General features: G+C 72.0%; 18 protein-coding genes and 1 tRNA gene. 16 read left to right on the plus strand and 3 right to left on the minus strand.

All coding sequences use genetic code 11. The features are described from left to right. Positions 1-187: 187 nt before the first annotated feature. The 12 genes from HYQ63_RS24540 (at position 188) to HYQ63_RS24595 (ending at position 11,645) form a co-directional block, all read left to right on the plus strand. Positions 188-604, plus strand: a complete 417-nt coding sequence (locus HYQ63_RS24540; RefSeq protein ID WP_123105487.1) for an NADH-quinone oxidoreductase subunit A — start codon at positions 188-190, stop codon at positions 602-604. Further along, positions 595-1,203 carry an NADH-quinone oxidoreductase subunit B gene (locus tag HYQ63_RS24545; RefSeq protein ID WP_179935930.1) on the plus strand — a complete coding sequence of 203 codons (609 nt, stop codon included), beginning with the start codon at positions 595-597 and terminating at the stop codon, positions 1,201-1,203. Before HYQ63_RS24540 ends, HYQ63_RS24545 begins: the two co-directional genes overlap by 10 nt. Next, positions 1,200-2,543 (plus strand): NADH-quinone oxidoreductase subunit C, encoded by a 1,344-nt coding sequence (locus HYQ63_RS24550; RefSeq protein ID WP_179935932.1) that lies wholly within the window; start codon positions 1,200-1,202, stop codon positions 2,541-2,543. Before HYQ63_RS24545 ends, HYQ63_RS24550 begins: the two co-directional genes overlap by 4 nt. Then, positions 2,540-3,502 carry a complex I subunit 1 family protein gene (locus tag HYQ63_RS24555; protein WP_179935934.1) on the plus strand — a complete coding sequence of 321 codons (963 nt, stop codon included), beginning with the start codon at positions 2,540-2,542 and terminating at the stop codon, positions 3,500-3,502. Before HYQ63_RS24550 ends, HYQ63_RS24555 begins: the two co-directional genes overlap by 4 nt. Beyond that, positions 3,502-4,104 (plus strand): NADH-quinone oxidoreductase subunit I, encoded by a 603-nt coding sequence (locus HYQ63_RS24560; protein WP_179935936.1) that lies wholly within the window; start codon positions 3,502-3,504, stop codon positions 4,102-4,104. Before HYQ63_RS24555 ends, HYQ63_RS24560 begins: the two co-directional genes overlap by 1 nt. Continuing rightward, the gene (locus HYQ63_RS24565) at positions 4,101-4,661 is read left to right on the plus strand and encodes an NADH-quinone oxidoreductase subunit J (RefSeq protein WP_179935938.1); all 561 of its coding nucleotides are present in this window, start codon (positions 4,101-4,103) and stop codon (positions 4,659-4,661) included. Before HYQ63_RS24560 ends, HYQ63_RS24565 begins: the two co-directional genes overlap by 4 nt. Then, the gene (nuoK, locus tag HYQ63_RS24570; RefSeq protein ID WP_179935939.1) at positions 4,661-5,098 is read left to right on the plus strand and encodes an NADH-quinone oxidoreductase subunit NuoK; all 438 of its coding nucleotides are present in this window, start codon (positions 4,661-4,663) and stop codon (positions 5,096-5,098) included. Before HYQ63_RS24565 ends, nuoK begins: the two co-directional genes overlap by 1 nt. Next, positions 5,095-7,113: an NADH-quinone oxidoreductase subunit L gene (locus HYQ63_RS24575; RefSeq protein ID WP_179935941.1), complete on the plus strand. Its 2,019-nt coding sequence runs from the start codon at positions 5,095-5,097 to the stop codon at positions 7,111-7,113. The genes nuoK and HYQ63_RS24575 overlap by 4 nt, the downstream gene beginning before the upstream one ends. A gap of 3 nt (positions 7,114-7,116) precedes the next feature. Then, on the plus strand, positions 7,117-8,703 hold the full coding sequence (locus HYQ63_RS24580) for a NuoM family protein (RefSeq protein ID WP_179935943.1): 1,587 nt from the start codon (positions 7,117-7,119) through the stop codon (positions 8,701-8,703). Next, entirely contained in the window at positions 8,703-10,259 is a 1,557-nt protein-coding gene (locus HYQ63_RS24585; RefSeq protein WP_179935945.1) for an NADH-quinone oxidoreductase subunit N, read from the plus strand. Before HYQ63_RS24580 ends, HYQ63_RS24585 begins: the two co-directional genes overlap by 1 nt. Before the next feature lie 133 nt (positions 10,260-10,392). Next, positions 10,393-11,256, plus strand: a complete 864-nt coding sequence (gene htpX / locus HYQ63_RS24590; protein WP_179935947.1) for a zinc metalloprotease HtpX — start codon at positions 10,393-10,395, stop codon at positions 11,254-11,256. After that, positions 11,253-11,645, plus strand: a complete 393-nt coding sequence (locus tag HYQ63_RS24595) for a YccF domain-containing protein (protein ID WP_179935949.1) — start codon at positions 11,253-11,255, stop codon at positions 11,643-11,645. Before htpX ends, HYQ63_RS24595 begins: the two co-directional genes overlap by 4 nt. Positions 11,646-11,660: 15 nt before the next feature. Here HYQ63_RS24595 and HYQ63_RS24600 read toward each other — a convergent pair whose 3' ends face one another. Next, positions 11,661-12,797: a helix-turn-helix transcriptional regulator gene (locus HYQ63_RS24600; RefSeq protein ID WP_179935951.1), complete on the minus strand. Its 1,137-nt coding sequence runs from the start codon at positions 12,795-12,797 to the stop codon at positions 11,661-11,663. A 121-nt stretch (positions 12,798-12,918) separates the two neighbouring features. On the opposite strand from HYQ63_RS24600, the gene HYQ63_RS24605 reads away from it, so the two are divergent. Beyond that, positions 12,919-13,257: a hypothetical protein gene (locus HYQ63_RS24605; protein ID WP_179935952.1), complete on the plus strand. Its 339-nt coding sequence runs from the start codon at positions 12,919-12,921 to the stop codon at positions 13,255-13,257. Between the two features lie 15 nt (positions 13,258-13,272). On the opposite strand, the gene HYQ63_RS24610 is transcribed toward HYQ63_RS24605, so the two are convergent. Then, a complete protein-coding gene (locus HYQ63_RS24610) occupies positions 13,273-13,761 on the minus strand; it encodes a YajQ family cyclic di-GMP-binding protein (RefSeq protein ID WP_179935953.1) in 489 nt (162 codons plus the stop codon). A 196-nt stretch (positions 13,762-13,957) separates the two neighbouring features. On the opposite strand from HYQ63_RS24610, the gene HYQ63_RS24615 reads away from it, so the two are divergent. The 3 genes from HYQ63_RS24615 (at position 13,958) to HYQ63_RS24625 (ending at position 15,717) form a co-directional block, all read left to right on the plus strand. Continuing rightward, positions 13,958-14,039: transfer RNA gene (locus HYQ63_RS24615), tRNA-Tyr, on the plus strand. Positions 14,040-14,170: 131 nt separating this feature from the next. Continuing rightward, positions 14,171-14,956, plus strand: a complete 786-nt coding sequence (locus HYQ63_RS24620) for a GntR family transcriptional regulator (protein ID WP_179935954.1) — start codon at positions 14,171-14,173, stop codon at positions 14,954-14,956. 2 nt (positions 14,957-14,958) lie between these two features. Then, complete coding sequence (locus tag HYQ63_RS24625; protein WP_179935956.1) at positions 14,959-15,717, plus strand: glycosyltransferase; 759 nt, start codon at positions 14,959-14,961, stop codon at positions 15,715-15,717. Between the two features lie 12 nt (positions 15,718-15,729). On the opposite strand, the gene HYQ63_RS24630 is transcribed toward HYQ63_RS24625, so the two are convergent. After that, positions 15,730-16,626, minus strand: coding sequence for an FkbM family methyltransferase (locus tag HYQ63_RS24630; protein WP_179940466.1), 897 nt, complete (start codon positions 16,624-16,626; stop codon positions 15,730-15,732). Between the last annotated feature and the right edge of the window lie 201 nt (positions 16,627-16,827).

Genomic DNA, 16,827 nt, shown 5'->3' on the forward strand with positions numbered 1-16,827 from the left:
GGGTACATCGCCGGGCCCGAGTAGGGCTAGCCCCCGTAGTCCCCGGTAGTCCCCCGTGGGCTCGGGGCTCCGCATGCCGGACGGGCGGATCGCCCCACCGCCGGTAGGGCCTAGACTCCCGTGCGTACGGATCGTCGAACACACGAGGTCGACGAGCAGCAGGCAGGACAGGGAGCGAGGGGCGGACGTGCCGGAGGCGACGACCGTACGCGCGGCCAGCAGCGTCCCGCTCGCGGCCGACTACTTCCACGCCTATACGGTGGTAGGTCTGGTCGCGGCGGTCGGGGTGATCTTCGTCGCCGTGGCCTTCGGGGCAGGGCGACTGCTGCGGCCGGTGGTGCCGACGCCTGAGAAGCTGCTGACGTACGAGTGCGGTGTGGACCCCGTGGGCGAGAGCTGGGCACACACCCAGGTCCGCTACTACGTCTACGCTTTCTTGTACGTGATTTTCGCGGTGGATTCGATCTTCCTGTTCCCATGGGCGACGGTCTTCGCCGCGCCCGGTTTCGGCGCCGCCACCCTGGTGGAGATGTTCATCTTCCTCGGGTTCCTCGCCGTAGGTCTGCTGTACGCATGGAAGAAGGGCGTCCTGGAATGGACGTGACACCGACCCCCGCGCAGGCTCCCGTGGATCTCCCGGAGCCGCGCCGCCTCGGCCCGCTCGCGCGGCTGGCCCCTGAGCCGATGAAGGTGGTCCTGAACTGGGGCCGCCGCTACAGCCTGTGGGTCTTCAACTTCGGGCTGGCCTGCTGCGCCATCGAGTTCATCGCCGCCTCGATGGCCCGCCACGACTTCATCCGGCTCGGCGTGATCCCCTTCGCGCCGGGGCCCCGCCAGGCCGACCTCATGGTCGTCTCCGGCACCGTCACCGACAAGATGGCGCCCGCGGTCAAGCGGCTCTACGAGCAGATGCCGGAGCCGAAGTACGTGATCTCCTTCGGCGCCTGCTCGAACTGCGGCGGTCCCTACTGGGACTCGTACGCCGTGACCAAGGGCGTCGACCAGATCATCCCGGTCGATGTGTACGTTCCCGGCTGCCCGCCCCGGCCCGAGGCGCTGCTCCAGGGGATCCTCAAGCTCCAGGAGAAGATCGCCCGCGAGTCGCTGTGGGAGCGGTACGCGTCGAAGGGCGGCCGCCCGTCCACGGCCGCGCTGCGCAGCGGCCTGGTCGAGCCCCCGGCCGCCCGGGAGGACGCGCGATGACCGAGCCGAACGAGTCCCCTGAGCAGGAAGCGGTGGTCGGCTGGCTGCCGCGCCCCGCCACCGAACTGTTCGGCGCGGGCGCCACGGCCGAGGAGGCGTACGGCCTGCTCACCGTCGACGTGCCCGCCGACGCCTGGATCACGGCCCTGGAGACCGCCCGCGACGCCCTCGGCTGCACCTACTTCGACTGGCTGAGCGCGGTCGACGAGCCCGGCGAGGGCTTCCGGGTGGCCGCACACGTCGCCGCCCTCACCCCGGGCGCCGCCATACGCCGCCTGCTGGTCCGCACCACCGTGCCGCACGACGCCGCCACGCTGCCCACCGCCGTGGGCGTCTACGCGGGCGCGGCCTGGCACGAGCGCGAGACCCACGAGATGTTCGGGATCGGCTTCAGCGGCCACCCCGGCCTCGCGCCGCTGCTGCTGCCCGACAACTTCGAGGGCCACCCGCTGCGCAAGGACTTCGTGCTGGCGGCCCGGGTCGCCAAGGCCTGGCCGGGCGCGAAGGAACCGGGGGAGTCCGACCACGGCGGCCCCAAGCGGCGCCAGATGCTTCCCCCGGGCGTGCCCGACCCCAACGAATGGGGCCCGCTCAAGGGCCAGCTCCCACCCGCCCCCGCCCGCCCGGCCCGCGGCGCCCGCGCGGCAGGCGACCGCCCGGCCCGCCGCACCCGCACCGCGGCCGCGGGCTCGGCGACCCAGTCCGGGTCGGCCGCGGCCGCCGAGCCGAAGGCGACCGGCGCCACCCCGGCCGAGCGTCCCGAGCGTCCCGCGCGGCGTACGCGCAGCGCGAGCGAGGGCTCGGCGAGCCAGCAGGCCGCGGCGGCTGCCGACACGGCGCCGACACCGGACGCCCCGGCGCCCGAGCGCCCCGCACGTCGTGCGCGCGGTGCGGGCGAGGGCTCGGCGAGCCAGCGGACGTCGGCTGCCGAGCCGACGCCATCGGAGCAGACCCCGCCGCCCGGGCCCACCGACGCCACGTCGGGCGATGCGCAGTCCGGCGCGACGACGCCCGACGTCTCGGGCACGACCCCGGCCGACCGCCCGGCACGGCGGCCCCGGTCGTCCGATGCCCCCTGGCACAACCCGCGCCCGGCGCGGGACGACGCGGAGCAGTCCGGCCCCGCGCCGGAGGCCCCCGCGAAGGACGCGGCCGAGTCCGGCCGCGAGCCAGGAGCGGACGACGGCCAAACCGGCGCTGCGAAACCGGACGCACCGGAGCAGCCGGACGCCCCGGAACAACCGGACGACACGCAACCCGGTACCGACAAACCGGGCGCCGACAAACCCGGCACCGACGAGACGACCCACCCCGACGGCCCACCAGGAGGCACCGCGTGAACGACGTCCTCGACGTCGCGCTGCGACTGCTCGCCCTCCTCGTCGCGTTCCTGGTGCTCCCGCTGCTCGTCGGTCAGACCGAGCACAAGGTCATGGCCCATATGCAGGGCCGCCTCGGGCCGATGTACGCGGGCGGCTTCCACGGGTGGGCCCAGCTGGTCGCGGACGGCGTGAAGTTCGCGCAGAAGGAGGACGTGGTTCCGGCCGGCGCCGACCGGCGGATCTTCCAGCTCGCGCCCGCCGTCGCGCTGCTGCCGTATCTGCTGGTCCTGGTCGCGATCCCGATCGGCCCGGGCGGCGCGGTCGGGCAGGTCATCGACGCGGGCGTCTTCTTCGTGCTCGCGGTGATGGGCGTCGGCGTGCTGGGCTCGCTGATGGCGGGCTGGGCCTCGGCCAATAAGTTCTCGCTGCTCGGCGGCCTCCGCACCGCCGCCCAGCTCATGGCGTACGAGCTGCCGATGCTGCTCACCGCCGCGTCCGTGGCGATGGCCGCGGGCACGGTGTCGCTGCCCGGCATCCTCGACGCGTTCGAGTGGTGGTGGGTGCCGTGGCAGATCGTCGGCGGGCTGGTGTTCTTCACCGCCGGGCTGGCCGAGCTGCAACGGCCGCCGTTCGACGCCCCGGTGGCCGACTCCGAGATCATCTTCGGTGCGTACACCGAGTACACCGGGCTGCGCTTCGCGCTCTTCCTGCTCGCCGAGTACGCGGGCATCGTCATCCTGTGCGGGCTGACCACCGTCCTGTTCCTCGGCGGCTGGCACGGTCCGTTCGAAGGCGACCTCGGCTGGCTGTGGACGCTGCTCAAGACGGCCGTCCTCGCCTTCGTCGTGATCTGGCTGCGGGTGAGCTATCCGCGGCTGCGCGAGGACCAGTTGCAGAAGCTCGCCTGGACCTGCCTCATTCCGCTTTCGCTGGCCCAGATCGCCCTCACCGGCGTCGTCAAGGTGGTGATCTCCTGATGGGTATTCCCGGTTCCGGCCTGGCCAAGGGCCTGGCCGTCACCCTGCGCACGATGACCCGCAGGTCGCACACCGCGCAGTATCCGGACGCCCAGCCCGAACTGCCGCCCCGTACCCGTGGGGTGATCGGGCTGTTCGAGGAGAACTGCACGGTCTGCATGCTGTGCGCGCGCGAGTGCCCGGACTGGTGCATCTACATCGACTCGCACAAGGAGACGGTGCCCCCGGCGGCGCCGGGCGGGCGTGAGCGCAGCCGCAATGTGCTGGATCGGTTCGCCATCGACTTCGCCCTGTGCATGTACTGCGGTATCTGCATCGAGGTGTGTCCTTTCGACGCGCTGTTCTGGTCGCCGGAGTTCGAGTACGCGGAGGAGGACATCCGCGACCTCACCCATGAGCGGGACAAGCTCCGCGAATGGATGTGGACGGTGCCCGCGCCGCCCGCGCTCGACCCGGCCGCCGAGGAGCCGAAGGAGATCGGCGCCGCCCGCAAGGCCGCCGAGAAGCTCGCCGCGGCCGAAGCGAAGGCAGCCGAAGAGGCGAAGGCGGCTGAAGCCGCGGAAGCGAACGGCTCTGACGGGACGAACGGGGCCGCCTCGTGAGCACCGCGGTCCACCTGGCCGCCACCGGCCATGGGTTCCTGTCGCCCACCGGCGTCGAGATCGCCTTCCTCCTGGTAGGCATCGCGACGTTCGGCGCGGCCGTCGTCACCGTCACCACCAAGCAGCTGGTGCACGCCGCGCTGTGGCTGGTGGTGGCGCTCGGCGGGCTCGCCGTGGAGTACCTGCTGCTCACCGCGGAGTTCATCGCCTGGGTGCAGGTGCTGATCTACGTCGGCTCCGTCGTCGTCCTCCTCCTCTTCGGGCTGATGCTGACCAAGGCACCCATCGGCCGCTCCCCGGACGCCGATTCGGGCAACCGCCCGGCCGCGCTCGCGGTGGCCGTCGCCGCCGCGGCCGCGCTGGTGTGGGTGGTCGTGGACGCCTTCCGGGCCACCTGGATCGACCTCGACAAGGGTGTGCAGGGCTCCACCGCGGTCTCCGGTGAGAGCCTCTTCCGGTACTGGGTGCTGCCGTTCGAGGCGCTGTCCGTGCTGCTGCTCGCCGCGCTCGTCGGCGCGATCGTGCTGTCCCGCAAGAAGGTTGAGGAGAAGCGCTGATGCACCTCGCCTACCCCGCCGTGCTGGCCGTCCTCCTCTTCTGCACCGGCCTGTACGGCGTCCTGGCCCGCCGCAACGCGATCCTGGTGCTGATGTCGGTCGAGCTGATGCTCAACGCCGTCAACCTCAACCTCGTCGCCTTCGACGTCTGGCTCCGCGACACCCTGCACGCGGGCCAGGCGCTGACCCTGTTCACCATCGCCATCGCCGCCGCCGAGATCGGCATCGGTCTCGCCATCGTCCTCCTCGTGTACCGCAACCGGGGCACCTCCGACGTCGACCGGCTCCGGGACCTGGCCGACCCCCCGCCGACCGGCCAGGACCCCATGGACGACAGCATGGCAGCCGCCACTGACAACGGCCCTGACAACGGCTCCGACAACGGTCCTGACGACCGCGCCGACCAGGGAACTCGCGCCCGGAGGCAGACCGCGTGACGACCACGACCGCCGCCGTTCTCGTCCCGCTCCTGCCCTTCCTCGGTGCCGCCGCGGGACTGCTGCTGGGGCGCCGTGCCCCCGGCTTCGTACGCCCCCTCGCCATCCTGCCCACCGTCGCCGGGACACTTCTCGCCGTGCTCGTGGCCGTACGGCAGGGCGGTGGCCAGGGTGCCGGGAAGGCGCCGCTGACCGTCGCGACCCGGCTCGCCGACACCGGCTCGGTCCCGATCGACCTCGCGCTGCACATCGACGGGTTCGCCGCCCTGGTCGCGGTCCTCGTCGGCGTCGTCGCGTGCTGTGTGCAGATCTACTCGACCGGCTATCTGCGGGACGACCCCCGCTACCCCTCGTACGCAGCCCTCGTCTCCCTCTTCACCGCCGCGATGCTCCTCGTCGTCTACTCCGACGACCTGATCGTGCTGCTCGTCGGCTGGGAGATCATGGGCATCTGCTCGTACTTCCTGGTCGGCCACTACTGGGAGACCGCGGCCGCCCGGTCCGCCTCCCTCAAGGCGTTCCTCGTCACCAAGCTCGGCGACGTCCCGTTCCTGATCGGCATCTTCGCGCTCGCCGGGGACACCGGCACGTTCCGCATCAGCGAGATCTACGCCCGGCTCACCGCCACCACCTCCGGCATCCCGCTGGACCACCCCACCCTGATCGCGCTGCTGCTGCTGGCCGGGGTCGCGGGCAAGTCGGCCCAGTTCCCGCTGCACACCTGGCTGCCGGACGCGATGGCCGGCCCCACCCCGGTGTCGGCGCTGATCCACGCCGCCACCATGGTCGCCGCCGGTGTCTACTTCATCGCCCGGCTGCTGCCCGTCTTCGCGTCCTCCGCCGCCGCGCTCGCCGTCCTGGCCGTCATGGCGGCGGTCACCATGGTCGGCTCGGCGCTCGCCGCGCTCGCCCAGGACGACATCAAGCGCGTCCTCGCCTACTCGACCGTCGGCCAGCTCGGCTACATGACCGGGGCGCTGGCCGTCGACGACCGCGGCGCGGCCGTCTTCCACCTCATCTCCCACGGCGCGTTCAAGGCGCTCCTCTTCCTCGGCGCGGGCGTGATCATCCACGCGGCCGGGACGAACTCCCTCGCCGCCATGTCCCGCATGAGCGGCCTCGCGAAGCGCATCCCCGACGCCTACTGGACGGCCACGGTCGCGCTGCTCGCGCTCGCCGCCATCCCGCCGTTCGCGGGCTTCTTCTCCAAGGAAGCCGTCCTCGGCGCCGCCGAGCACGCCGCCACCGGCCACACCTCCGCCGTGCCCACGGGCGTCGGCTGGACCGTGCTCGCGGCCGGGCTGCTCACCGCCCTGCTCACCGCCGCGTACGCGGGACGGCTGTGGCTGCTGGCCTTCCGCGGCAAGGGCGAGCAGGCCCCCGACCACGGCAGGCAGCCGGTCGCCCTGAACGCCGTCCTGTGGGTGCTCTTCGTCCCCACGGTCGCCCTCGGCCTGTCCTACGGCACCCTCCCCGACTGGTTCGACGGTGAGACCCTCACCCCGACCCTCACCACCTCCGTCCTCGGCACCGGCGCCGCCCTCATCGGCGTGCTGGTCATGTACGCCGCCTGGCAGCACACCTCGGCGCGGGCCGCCCGCGTACCGCTCGGCGCCGTGGCCGCCCACCCGGACGCCGCCGACGCCGTCTCCGAGGTCGAGGCCATCGCCACCCACGAGGCCGCCTACGGCTCCATCGCCGGGGCCACCGACCCCGCCGACCCCGGCCGCCTCCTCCTCGGCCCCCTCCACCGCCACGCGGCAGCCGGCTTCCACCTCGACGCCGTCTACAGCGCCCTGTTCGTCCGCCCCGTGCGCGCCGCCGCCACCCTCGTCCGCTTCCTCGACCGCGAGGTCGTCGAGACGTACGTACGCGGCGCGGCCGGTGCCCCCCGCCTGCTCGGCGCGGCCGTCCGCCGCGCCCAGACCGGCAACGTGCAGACCTATCTCGGCGCGCTGCTCGCGGGCTCCCTCGTCCTGGCCGTGGCCGCCGTCCTCGTCGCAGCGGGAGCCTGACCCGTGAACCACACCGTCCTGCAATACCTCCTCGCGGCCGTCGTCGTGCTCCCCCTGCTCGGCTCCGTCGCCGCCCTGTTCCCGGCCCCGCCCGGCCTGAGGGGCCGCGACCCGGAGCAGGCCGTGCTGCGCCACGGCGTCACCGTCACCGGCGCCGTGCTCGCCGCCGCCATCGCGCTCGCCGCGGGCTTCGACCACGGCCGCCCGGGCACGATGCAGGCCCAGACCGACATCAGCTGGATCCCGGCGCTGGACATCCGCATCCACCTCGGCGTGGACGGCGTCTCGCTGCCCCTGCTCGTCCTGACCGCGCTGCTGACGTTCCTCTGCGCGCTCTACTCGTACGTCAAGATGCCCGCCGGGGGCTCCCCGAAGGCCTTCGTCTCGCTGCTGCTCCTCCTGGAGGGCGGCACCCTGGCCAGCTTCGCGGTCCTCGACCTGATGCTGTTCTTCCTGGCGTTCGAGATGACGCTCATCCCGATGTACTTCCTCATCAACCGGTGGGGAGGCGCCGAACGGGAGCGCGCCGCCTGGCGGTTCATCCTCTACACGCTGCTCGGCTCCGTCGTCATGCTGCTCGGCCTCCTCCTCGTCGGGGTCAAGGGCGGCACCTTCGACATGGTGGCACTCGCCACCGACAACGGCGCCGGGCTCAGCCACACCACCCAGCTCATCGCGGCCCTCGCCCTCATCGTCGGACTCGCCGTCAAGGCCCCGATGTGGCCGCTGCACAGCTGGCTGCCGGACGCCCACACCGCCGCGCCCACCGTCGGCTCGGTCCTCCTCGCGGGCGTCCTGCTCAAGATGGGCACGTACGGACTGGTCCGCATCGTGCTGCCGATGGTCCCCGAGGGCGCCCACACCTACGCGCCCTACCTGGCCGCCTTCGCCGTCGTCGGCATCATCTACGGATCCTTCGCCTGCCTCGCCCTGGCCCGCAGCGGCGCGGGCGGCGACCTCAAGCGGCTCATCGCCTACTCCTCCGTCGGCCACATGGGCTTCGTCCTGCTGGGCATCGCCACCCTCACCCCGACCGGGGTGAACGGCGCGCTGTTCGCCAACATCGCCCACGGCCTCATCACCGGTCTGCTCTTCTTCCTGGTCGGCGCGCTCAAGGACCGCTCCGGCACCACCGACCTGGACCAGCTCTCGGGGGTCAGCGGCGCCGCCCTCTACGGCCGGGCGCCCCGCCTCGGCGGGCTGCTCGCCTTCGGCGCCGTCGCCTCCCTGGGGCTGCCCGGACTCGCCGGATTCTGGGGCGAGATGCTCGCCATGTTCGGCGCCTTCGAACCCGCCGACGGGCTCAGCCGCCCGGCGTACCTCACCTATATGGCGCTCGCCGGTCTCGGCACCCTGCTGACCGCCGCCTACATGCTCATCGTCGTACGGCGCGTCTGCATGGGCGACCACCCCGTGGAACCCGGGGCCGAACACGGCGCCGCCCGGCCCGCCCTGGCCGACGTCCACGGCTACGAATTCGCCGCCTGGAGCCCCCTGGTGGCCCTCACCGTCCTCGCCGGACTGTGGCCCGCGGCCCTCCTCGACCTCACCGACCCGGCCGTGCAGCAGCTCCTCGCGGGAGGCAACTGATGACTCCGATCGCCTCTGGTCTCGCCGCGGGCCTCGTCCAGTCCGTCGACTGGCTCGCCGTCGCGCCGCCCACCATCGCCGCCGTGGCCGGTCTCGCCGTCCTCGTCGCCGACCTCTTCCTGCCCGAGCACAGGAAGCCCCTGCTGGGCTGGCTGGCGATAGCGGGCCTCGCCCTGGCCGGGCTCAGCCTGCTGCCCCTGCTGGACGGGGACCGCTCCACCTTCTGCGTCGGCTCCGGCTCCGCCGCCGCGTGCAGCTACACGGCCGACACCTTCACCCTCGTCATCCAGCTGCTGGTGCTCGGCGGGGCGCTGCTCACCGCGCTGCTGTCCATCAACGGCATCCAGGACCTGCGGCTCCCCGCGGGCGAGTTCTGGTTCCTGTTGCTGTCGTCCGCCTCGGGCGCGGCCCTGCTGCCCGCCTCCCGGGACCTCGCGACCCTCGTCGTCGCCCTGGAGGTGGCCTCCCTCCCCGCCTTCGCGCTCGTCGGGCTGCGCCGCGGCGACCGGCTCTCCTCCGAGGCCGCGCTGAAGTTCTTCCTCTCCTCGGTCACCGCGACCGCCGTCATGCTCCTCGGCGTCAGCTTCGTCTACGCCGCCACCGGCAGCCTGCACCTGTCCCGGATCGCCGACGGCCTCGCCCAGGTCGACCCGCGCCTCGACACGCTCGCCCAGGCGGGCGTCGTCCTCACCCTGGTGGGCTTCGCCTTCAAGACCGCCGCCGTGCCCTTCCACTTCTGGGTCCCCGACACCTATGTGGGCGCGCCGATCCCGGTGGCCGCCTACCTCTCCGTGGTCGGCAAGGCGGTCGGCTTCTCCGGCCTCATCCTGGTGACCGTCGTCGCATTCCCGTCGTACGACGACGTGTGGGGCCCGGCCATCGCCGTCCTCGCCGCCCTCACCATGACCGCGGGCAACGTCGCCGCGCTGCGCCAGCGCCCCGAGCGCGCGCACAGCGCCGTACGCCTGCTGGCCTGGTCCTCCGTCGGCCAGGCGGGCTATCTGCTGGTCCCGATCGCGGCCGCCGGATACGCGGGCCCGGACGGGGACGCGGCCCACGCCATCGGCTCGACCGTCGCGTACGCCCTCATGTACGCGGCCGTGAACCTCGGCGCCTTCGCAGTCGTCGCCCTCGTCGCCCGTACGCACGCCACCGGCCGCATCACCGACTACCGCGGCCTGTACGCCGCCCGCCCGGCCGCCGCCCTCGCGCTCGGCTTCTTCCTGCTGTGCCTGGCCGGGCTGCCGCCGGGCGTCATCGGGCTCTTCGCCAAGGTGACCGTCTTCTCCACGGCCGTCGACGCGGGCCTGGGCTGGCTGGCCGTCGTGATGGCGCTGAACGTGGTGATCGCCCTCTACTACTACCTCCAGTGGACGGCGGTCCTCTTCCGCGCACCGGAGGCCCCCTCGGCCGAGGGCACCGGCGTGGCATCCGTCACCCCGGTGGCGGCCACCGCCCCCCTGACGGCCGCCATCGGACTCGCCGCCGTCCTGGGCATCGCGCTGTCCGGCGCCCCCCAGCTCGTCCTGCGATTCGCCTCGGGCGCCCTGCTCTAGCGGCGCCCGAGGTGCACACGGGTGCACAAGGGAACTAGTGACCCTCACCTGGCGTTGACCAGTTCGGGACGGTCCACTGAAAGGTGGAGACACCAGTCAAGGGTTCCCCTGTGCATCATTGGGAGGGCGTACCGTGCACCGCCGGCACAACGGGCTGAAGACCGCCGTACTCCTCGGGGGACTGTCGGCGCTCATCATCGTCATCGGCAGCTTCTTCGGCCGCATGGGGCTGATCATCGCGGTCTTCGTCGCCCTGGGGACGAACGCGTACGCCTACTGGAACAGCGACAAGCTCGCCCTGCGGGCCATGCGGGCGCGGCCCGTCAGCGAGTTCGAGGCGCCGGGTCTCTACCGGATGGTGCGCGAGCTGTCGACCGCGGCCCGCCAGCCCATGCCGCGGCTCTACATCTCCCCGACCGAGGCCCCCAACGCCTTCGCGACCGGCCGCAACCCGCGCAAGGCGGCCGTCTGCTGCACCGACGGCATCCTGCGCCTGCTCGACGAGCGGGAGCTGCGCGGGGTCATCGGCCATGAGCTGAGCCATGTCTACAACCGCGACATCCTCATCTCCTCCATCGCCGGCGCGCTCGCCAGCGTGGTGGTGTTCCTGGTCAACTTCGCCTGGCTGATCCCCATCGGCCGGTCCGACGACGACGAGGGCCCCGGCTTCGTCGGCATGCTGCTGATCATGTTCCTCGGCCCGCTCGCGGCCGCCATCATCCAGCTCGCCGTCAGCCGCTCCCGCGAATACGAGGCCGACGCGTCCGGCGCCCAGCTCACCGGCGACCCCCTGGCCCTCGCCAGCGCCCTGCGCAAGCTCGAACACGGCACCCGGCAGCTGCCGCTGCCCCCGGAACCGCGACTGGAGACCGCCAGCCATATGATGATCGCCAACCCGTTCGGGGGCGGGATCGGCATGGCCAGGCTCTTCTCCACCCACCCGCCCATGCGGGAACGCATCGCACGGCTCGAAAAAATGGCGGGGGAGCAACCGTGAAGACCATTCTGAACATCATCTGGCTCGTATTCAGCGGCTTCTGGATGGCGTGCGGCTATCTCCTCGCCGGACTGCTGCTGTGCATCACCATCATCGGCATCCCCTTCGGGATCGCCTCGTTCCGCATCGCCGGATTCGCCCTGTGGCCCTTCGGCCGCACCGCCGTCCCCCGCCGCGACGCGGGCGCCGCCTCCTGCGTGGGCAACGTCCTCTGGCTCGTCCTCGCCGGCTGGTGGCTCGCCCTCGCCCACATCGTCACCGGCGTCCTGCTGTGCGTGACGATCATCGGCATCCCGCTGGGCATCGCCAACTTCAAGCTGATCCCGATCTCCCTGACCCCCCTCGGCCACGACATCGTCCCCACGGACCGCCCCTTCGCCGCGCGCTGAGCCGGTCCGTTCGGTTCAGCTCGCCTCTGCGGTGTGCCTCGCGAGGTCCAGCAGTGCGGGCGGAGCGTCTGGTTGGCGGGCCATCACCCGCAGCGTGGTGCGCAGCCTGTCGCGGCTGCGCTCGGAGGTGACCGTCTCCAGCAGGGTGTTGATAGAGACCAGCGTCGCCTCGCACTCACGCCACGCGTGGGTGGTGGCGTACGCCGACAACAGGGCGACGCTGTAGTAGAGCGTCCCCCGGCCCGCCGGGAAGTGCACCGAGGCCAGTTCGAGCGCGCGCTGCAACGTGGGAATCGCGGCCCTGGCCTCACCGGCGGCAAGGAGCGCCTCGCCCTCATGGCCGGTGATCTCGGTGTCGTTCACCCACCACGCCCACGCCGGGTCCCGAGGGCTGATCGACTCCTCCAGCCCGGCCCTGGCACCCTCCAGCGCGTTCAGCGCACGCCGGTGGTCGCCCACTTGGGCGAGCGCCCTGCCCCGGCGTACGCGCGCGAGCAGCGCGATACGAGGCGGGACGCGGAGCCCCGTCAGCAACTCGTCCGCGATCCGTAGAGCCTCGCCCGCTCGCCCGGTCTGTACGTCGTGCATCGCGAGCATGTCCAGGGCGAACCACTCCATGGCCCTGTCCCCGGCCTGCCGGGCGAGCAGATGGGACTCCAGGAACGCCGTCCGCGAGGCGTCCCACTGCCGGGAGTCGAACAGCAGCCAGCCCGCGATCTCGGCGAGCTCGGCGACAGCCGACAGGTACCCGGCCCGCGCCCGGTCGGGAACGGTGCCCCGGTCCAGCTTCCGCTGCTCCGCACGCCAGACCTGCACGGCGGCCGGTGCCACCGCCGTACTGCCGTACCGGTTGTCGTGGGCCAGCAGGTGGGCAACGGACGCCCGCATGTGCGCGATGTCCCCCTCGACGTCGGTGGCCCGCTCAGCACTCGACTCCGGCGGGTGCACCTCGGGTGCGGCGAGCGAGACCAGTGCTCCGTCGGCCTCCAGAAGGCCGTCCAGGGCCGCTGCCAGCGCCTCTGACGGTCGCTGCCTGCCGTTGATCACACGCGACAGATAGGCGGGGTCGTAGGTGAGCGCGCGGGCCGTGGCGCGCAGGGATATGCCCCGCTCGGTGAGCAGAGCACGTACGCGCGATCCGAAATCGTCCATGACGGAACCCCCTGCGTGGACCGTTGACTCCTCAGCGTAGTCAACGCCTGTCAACTCCCGCAGGTACGGGCCCGAGCCCAAGGATGGAGGCCGCACCAGCCCCGGCGACAGGAAGAACGTGATGACCGGCCTGCGCCTGCTGCCCTGGACCACCCCGGACGGCAAACCCTGCTACCTGTCCTCCGACGACGCCGACAGCCGGATGAACCGGCGGGCGGACGAGGTCGAGGCGTTGCAGCTGGACATGGGGACGGAACTGCTCGCCCACGCCCGCGCCCTGCTGGGCGCCCACAACGCACACGCCGGGGAGCTGCGCTACCTGGCGCACCGGCTGACCGAAGCCCTCCGCGACGCCCTCCGGATCGCCGAGAGCCGGGGCGACCGGCTGGCGGCCGCCGCCGACGGGGATGGCGTCGCCACACACGAACGCCGGGGCCCGCAAGGCCCCGGCGTGCCGTAAAGCGGCCGCAACCACCTACCGGTAGTTGACGAACTGGATCGCGAAGTCCAGGTCCTTCCCCTTCAGCAGCGCGATCACGGACTGGAGGTCGTCCCGGCTCTTCGAGGTGACCCGCAGCTCATCGCCCTGCACCTGCGCCTTGACGCCCTTCGGGCCCTCGTCACGGATGATCTTGGCGACCTTCTTCGCGTTGTCCTGGGAGATGCCCTCCTGGAGCGAGGCGAAGATCTTGTACTCCTTGCCGGACGCCTGCGGCTCACCCGCGTCCAGCGCCTTCAGCGAGATCCCGCGCTTGACCAGCTTGGACTGGAAGACGTCGAGGATCGCCTTCACCCGCTCCTCGGAGTTCGCGCGCATCTCGATCCGCTCGCCCGACCAGTCGATCGAGGCCCCGACGTTCTTGAAGTCGTAGCGCTGGGAGATCTCGCGGCTCGCCTGGTTGAGAGCGTTGTCGACCTCCTGCCGCTCGACCTTCGAGACGATGTCGAAACTGGAGTCGGCCATCTTGAGTTGGCTCCTCGTACGTAGATCCGTCAGTGGCACGGCCCAGCGGACCGTAAGCGCCAGCCTAGCCATCCCGGCCATGATCCAGAGGCGATCAACCGGGTGGCGGACCACCCCCCGGCATCAGGTATTGTTTACGTCGTTGCCAGGGAGCAGCGCCGCGGAAGCGGGGCAGGGCACCTGGCCACACATCCCAGGCGGTGTGCCCGAGTGGCCAATGGGAGCGGACTGTAAATCCGTCGGCTTAGCCTACCCAGGTTCGAATCCTGGCGCCGCCACGCTGGGAAAACGGCCCCCGAGCTGCGTTTACGCGGCCGGGGGCCGTTGTCGTCGGATCCGCATCGCAGGCCCCGAGACCTCTTGAGGACTTAACCTGAGACCGTCCGGACATCGAGGGCGGTGATCGCGGATGGCCAGGTACGAGCAGATCGCCGACGCCCTGCGGCACGGCATCCGCACCGGCCGGCTCCGGCCGGGGGAGCGGCTTCCGGCCGAGGACCGGCTCGCGGTGCGGTACCGGACGAGTGTGCCGACGCTTCAGCGGGCGCTGTCCGAGCTGGCCGCCGAGGGGCTGATCGACAAGCGGCACGGGGTGGGGACCTTCGTCCGTACGCCGCGTCGGCGCGTCGAGCGCAGCAGCGACCGGCACCAGTGGGAGAAGGACCGGGCGCGGCGGCCCCGGGCCGAGCGGCTGCGGACCGGGGCCACGGAGCACGACACCGGGCTGGAGGTGACCGATCTCGCCTTCCACGCCGAGTACTGCGAGACGAAGGCCGACGAGGACCTGGCGGGGGTCTTCGGGGTGCCCGTGGGGACGCGGCTGCTGGAGCGGATGTACCGCACCAACTGCCGCGGGGAGGACGCCCCCTTCGCCCTCGTGAACTCGTATCTCGTCCACGACGTCGTGGCCGCGAATCCCGATCTGCTCGACGCCGCCAACGAGCCCTGGCCCGGGGGCACGCAGAACCAGCTCTACACGATCGGCATCGAGCTGGACCGCATCGAGGAACGGATCACGACCCGGCCGCCGACGGGGGAAGAGGCCGAAGCGCTCGGCCTCGAGAAGGGGGTGTCGGTGATCCTCCTCCGGAAGATCTGCACCGGCACCGACGGCCGGGTCGTCGAGGTCTCCGATGTGCGGCTGCCCGGCGACCGTACGGAACTCGTCTTCACCACGCCCCTGACAAGGTGGTGACCATGCCGAACACCATCACGGTCATCACCGCGGTCCACGCCCCGGGCGCCGGGCATCTGCCGGACGCGTACGCATCGTTGTGCCAGCAGGAACTGCCGGACGGCTGGGAGTGGCAGTGGGTCGTGCAGGAGGACGGCGAGACCCGCGCCGTACGCCCCTACGTCCCCCACGACGACCGGATCAGCTTCGGCCAGGGCCGGGCCGGGCGGGCGGCCATGGCCCGCACGATGGGGCTCGCCCGCGCCGAGGGCAGTTACGTCAAGGTGCTGGACGCCGACGACATGCTGACCCCCGGCGCCCTCGCCCGCGACCTGCGCGCGCTCAACGAGAACCCGGGGCTCGGCTGGGCCACCTCACGCGCCCTGGACCTGCTGCCCGACGGCTCCACCGTCGGCTTCGAGGGCGACCCGCCGCAGGGCCCGATCGCGCGCGGCGCCGTCCTCGACCACTGGAAGACCCACGACTACCGGGCCCAGGTCCACCCGGCGACCCTCTTCGTCCGCCGCGACCTGCTCCTGGCCCTCGGCGGCTGGATGGCCCTGCCCGCCTCCGAGGACACCGGCCTGCTGATGGCCCTGAGCGCGGTCAGCCGCGGCTGGTTCACCGCCGAGACCGGCCTCCTCTACCGCAAGTGGCCCGGCCAGGTCACCAGCCACGCCGCCCACGCGGACGAGACCGAGCGCAAGGCGAGATTCGCGGTCGTCGAGTCCCGCGCCCGCGTCCTGGCGGCGATGGACGGCTGGCGGTACGAGGCGGGCTGACGCCCGCAGCGGTCAGGGCAGCGTGGCGGCATCGACGCGGGAGAAGATCAGGTCGCTCTCGGCCGTGACGGGGCCGTGCCAGCGGCGTGGGGCGCGGGCGGGGCCGTGGATCGCGGGCGGGTAGGTGGCCGCCGCGTAGTCGTTGGTCAGGTGGTAGGTGTGGAAGCCGTGGGACGTCAGGGCTTCCAGCAGCTCTTCGACGGATTCCCCCAGGTCGGCCATCCGCTCCGGGGTGACCTCGATGGTCAGCTCGGCGTCGGGGCGCAGCCTGGGCAGGAGCGGGGTCAGGCCGCGGACCACGCCGCCTTCCGCGCCCTCGACGTCGATCTTGATGACCCTGGCCCGGGTGATCTCGTCCTCGGTGAGGAGGTCGGGCAGCGGCCGGGCCGCGATGTCGAAGGTGGACTCGGCCGGGCCGTCGTAGGGGACGATGCTGTTCGCGCCCATGTTGCGGGAGCTGGCGAGGATGAAGGTCAGCAGCTCGTCGCGGTCGGAGACGGCGGCGTTGATGGCGCGGATGTTGGTGGAGCCGTTGCGCCGGGCGTGCCGCAGGAGCAGTTGGTGGAACGTCGGCGAGGCTTCGACCGCCACCACCGTCCCGCCGGGGCCGACGAGGCGTGAGGCGAGGATGCTGTAGTAGCCGATGTTGGCCCCGACGTCCACGAACCCGTCGCCCGGCTTCAGCCTGCGCTGGAGCCAGCGCGTCATGTGGGGTTCCCAGACGCCGAAGAGGTACAGGTACCGCTGGATGAGGTCCTGGGTGTCGACGGCGAAGGTGGCGCCGAAGCGGGTGCGGGCCAGGCGGTGCAGGGGGCGGTCGCGGAGGGCGGCGTTCAGGTGGCGCTCGACCAGGGCCCGCTTCCCGGTGCTCCAGGGCGCGTGGCGGACGTAGGCGCGGGTGAGGTCCATGGCGGCCTCGTCGAGCCACGGCGTCACGGGAGACCTCCAGCTTCGCGCCGAGCGGTGCTGGCCGTCGCAGCACAGGGAGTCGGCGCACAGGCAAACGCCCGATCGCTGGCGACGGGGGATGCACCAGCGATCGGGCTGTTCCCCAGCGTAACGCGACTGCTCGCGTCAGGGTGCCGACTGGTCGGAATGAACGCGGAGTTG

It is taken from the genome of Streptomyces sp. Rer75, assembly GCF_013414305.1.
GTDB lineage: Bacteria > Actinomycetota > Actinomycetes > Streptomycetales > Streptomycetaceae > Streptomyces > Streptomyces himastatinicus.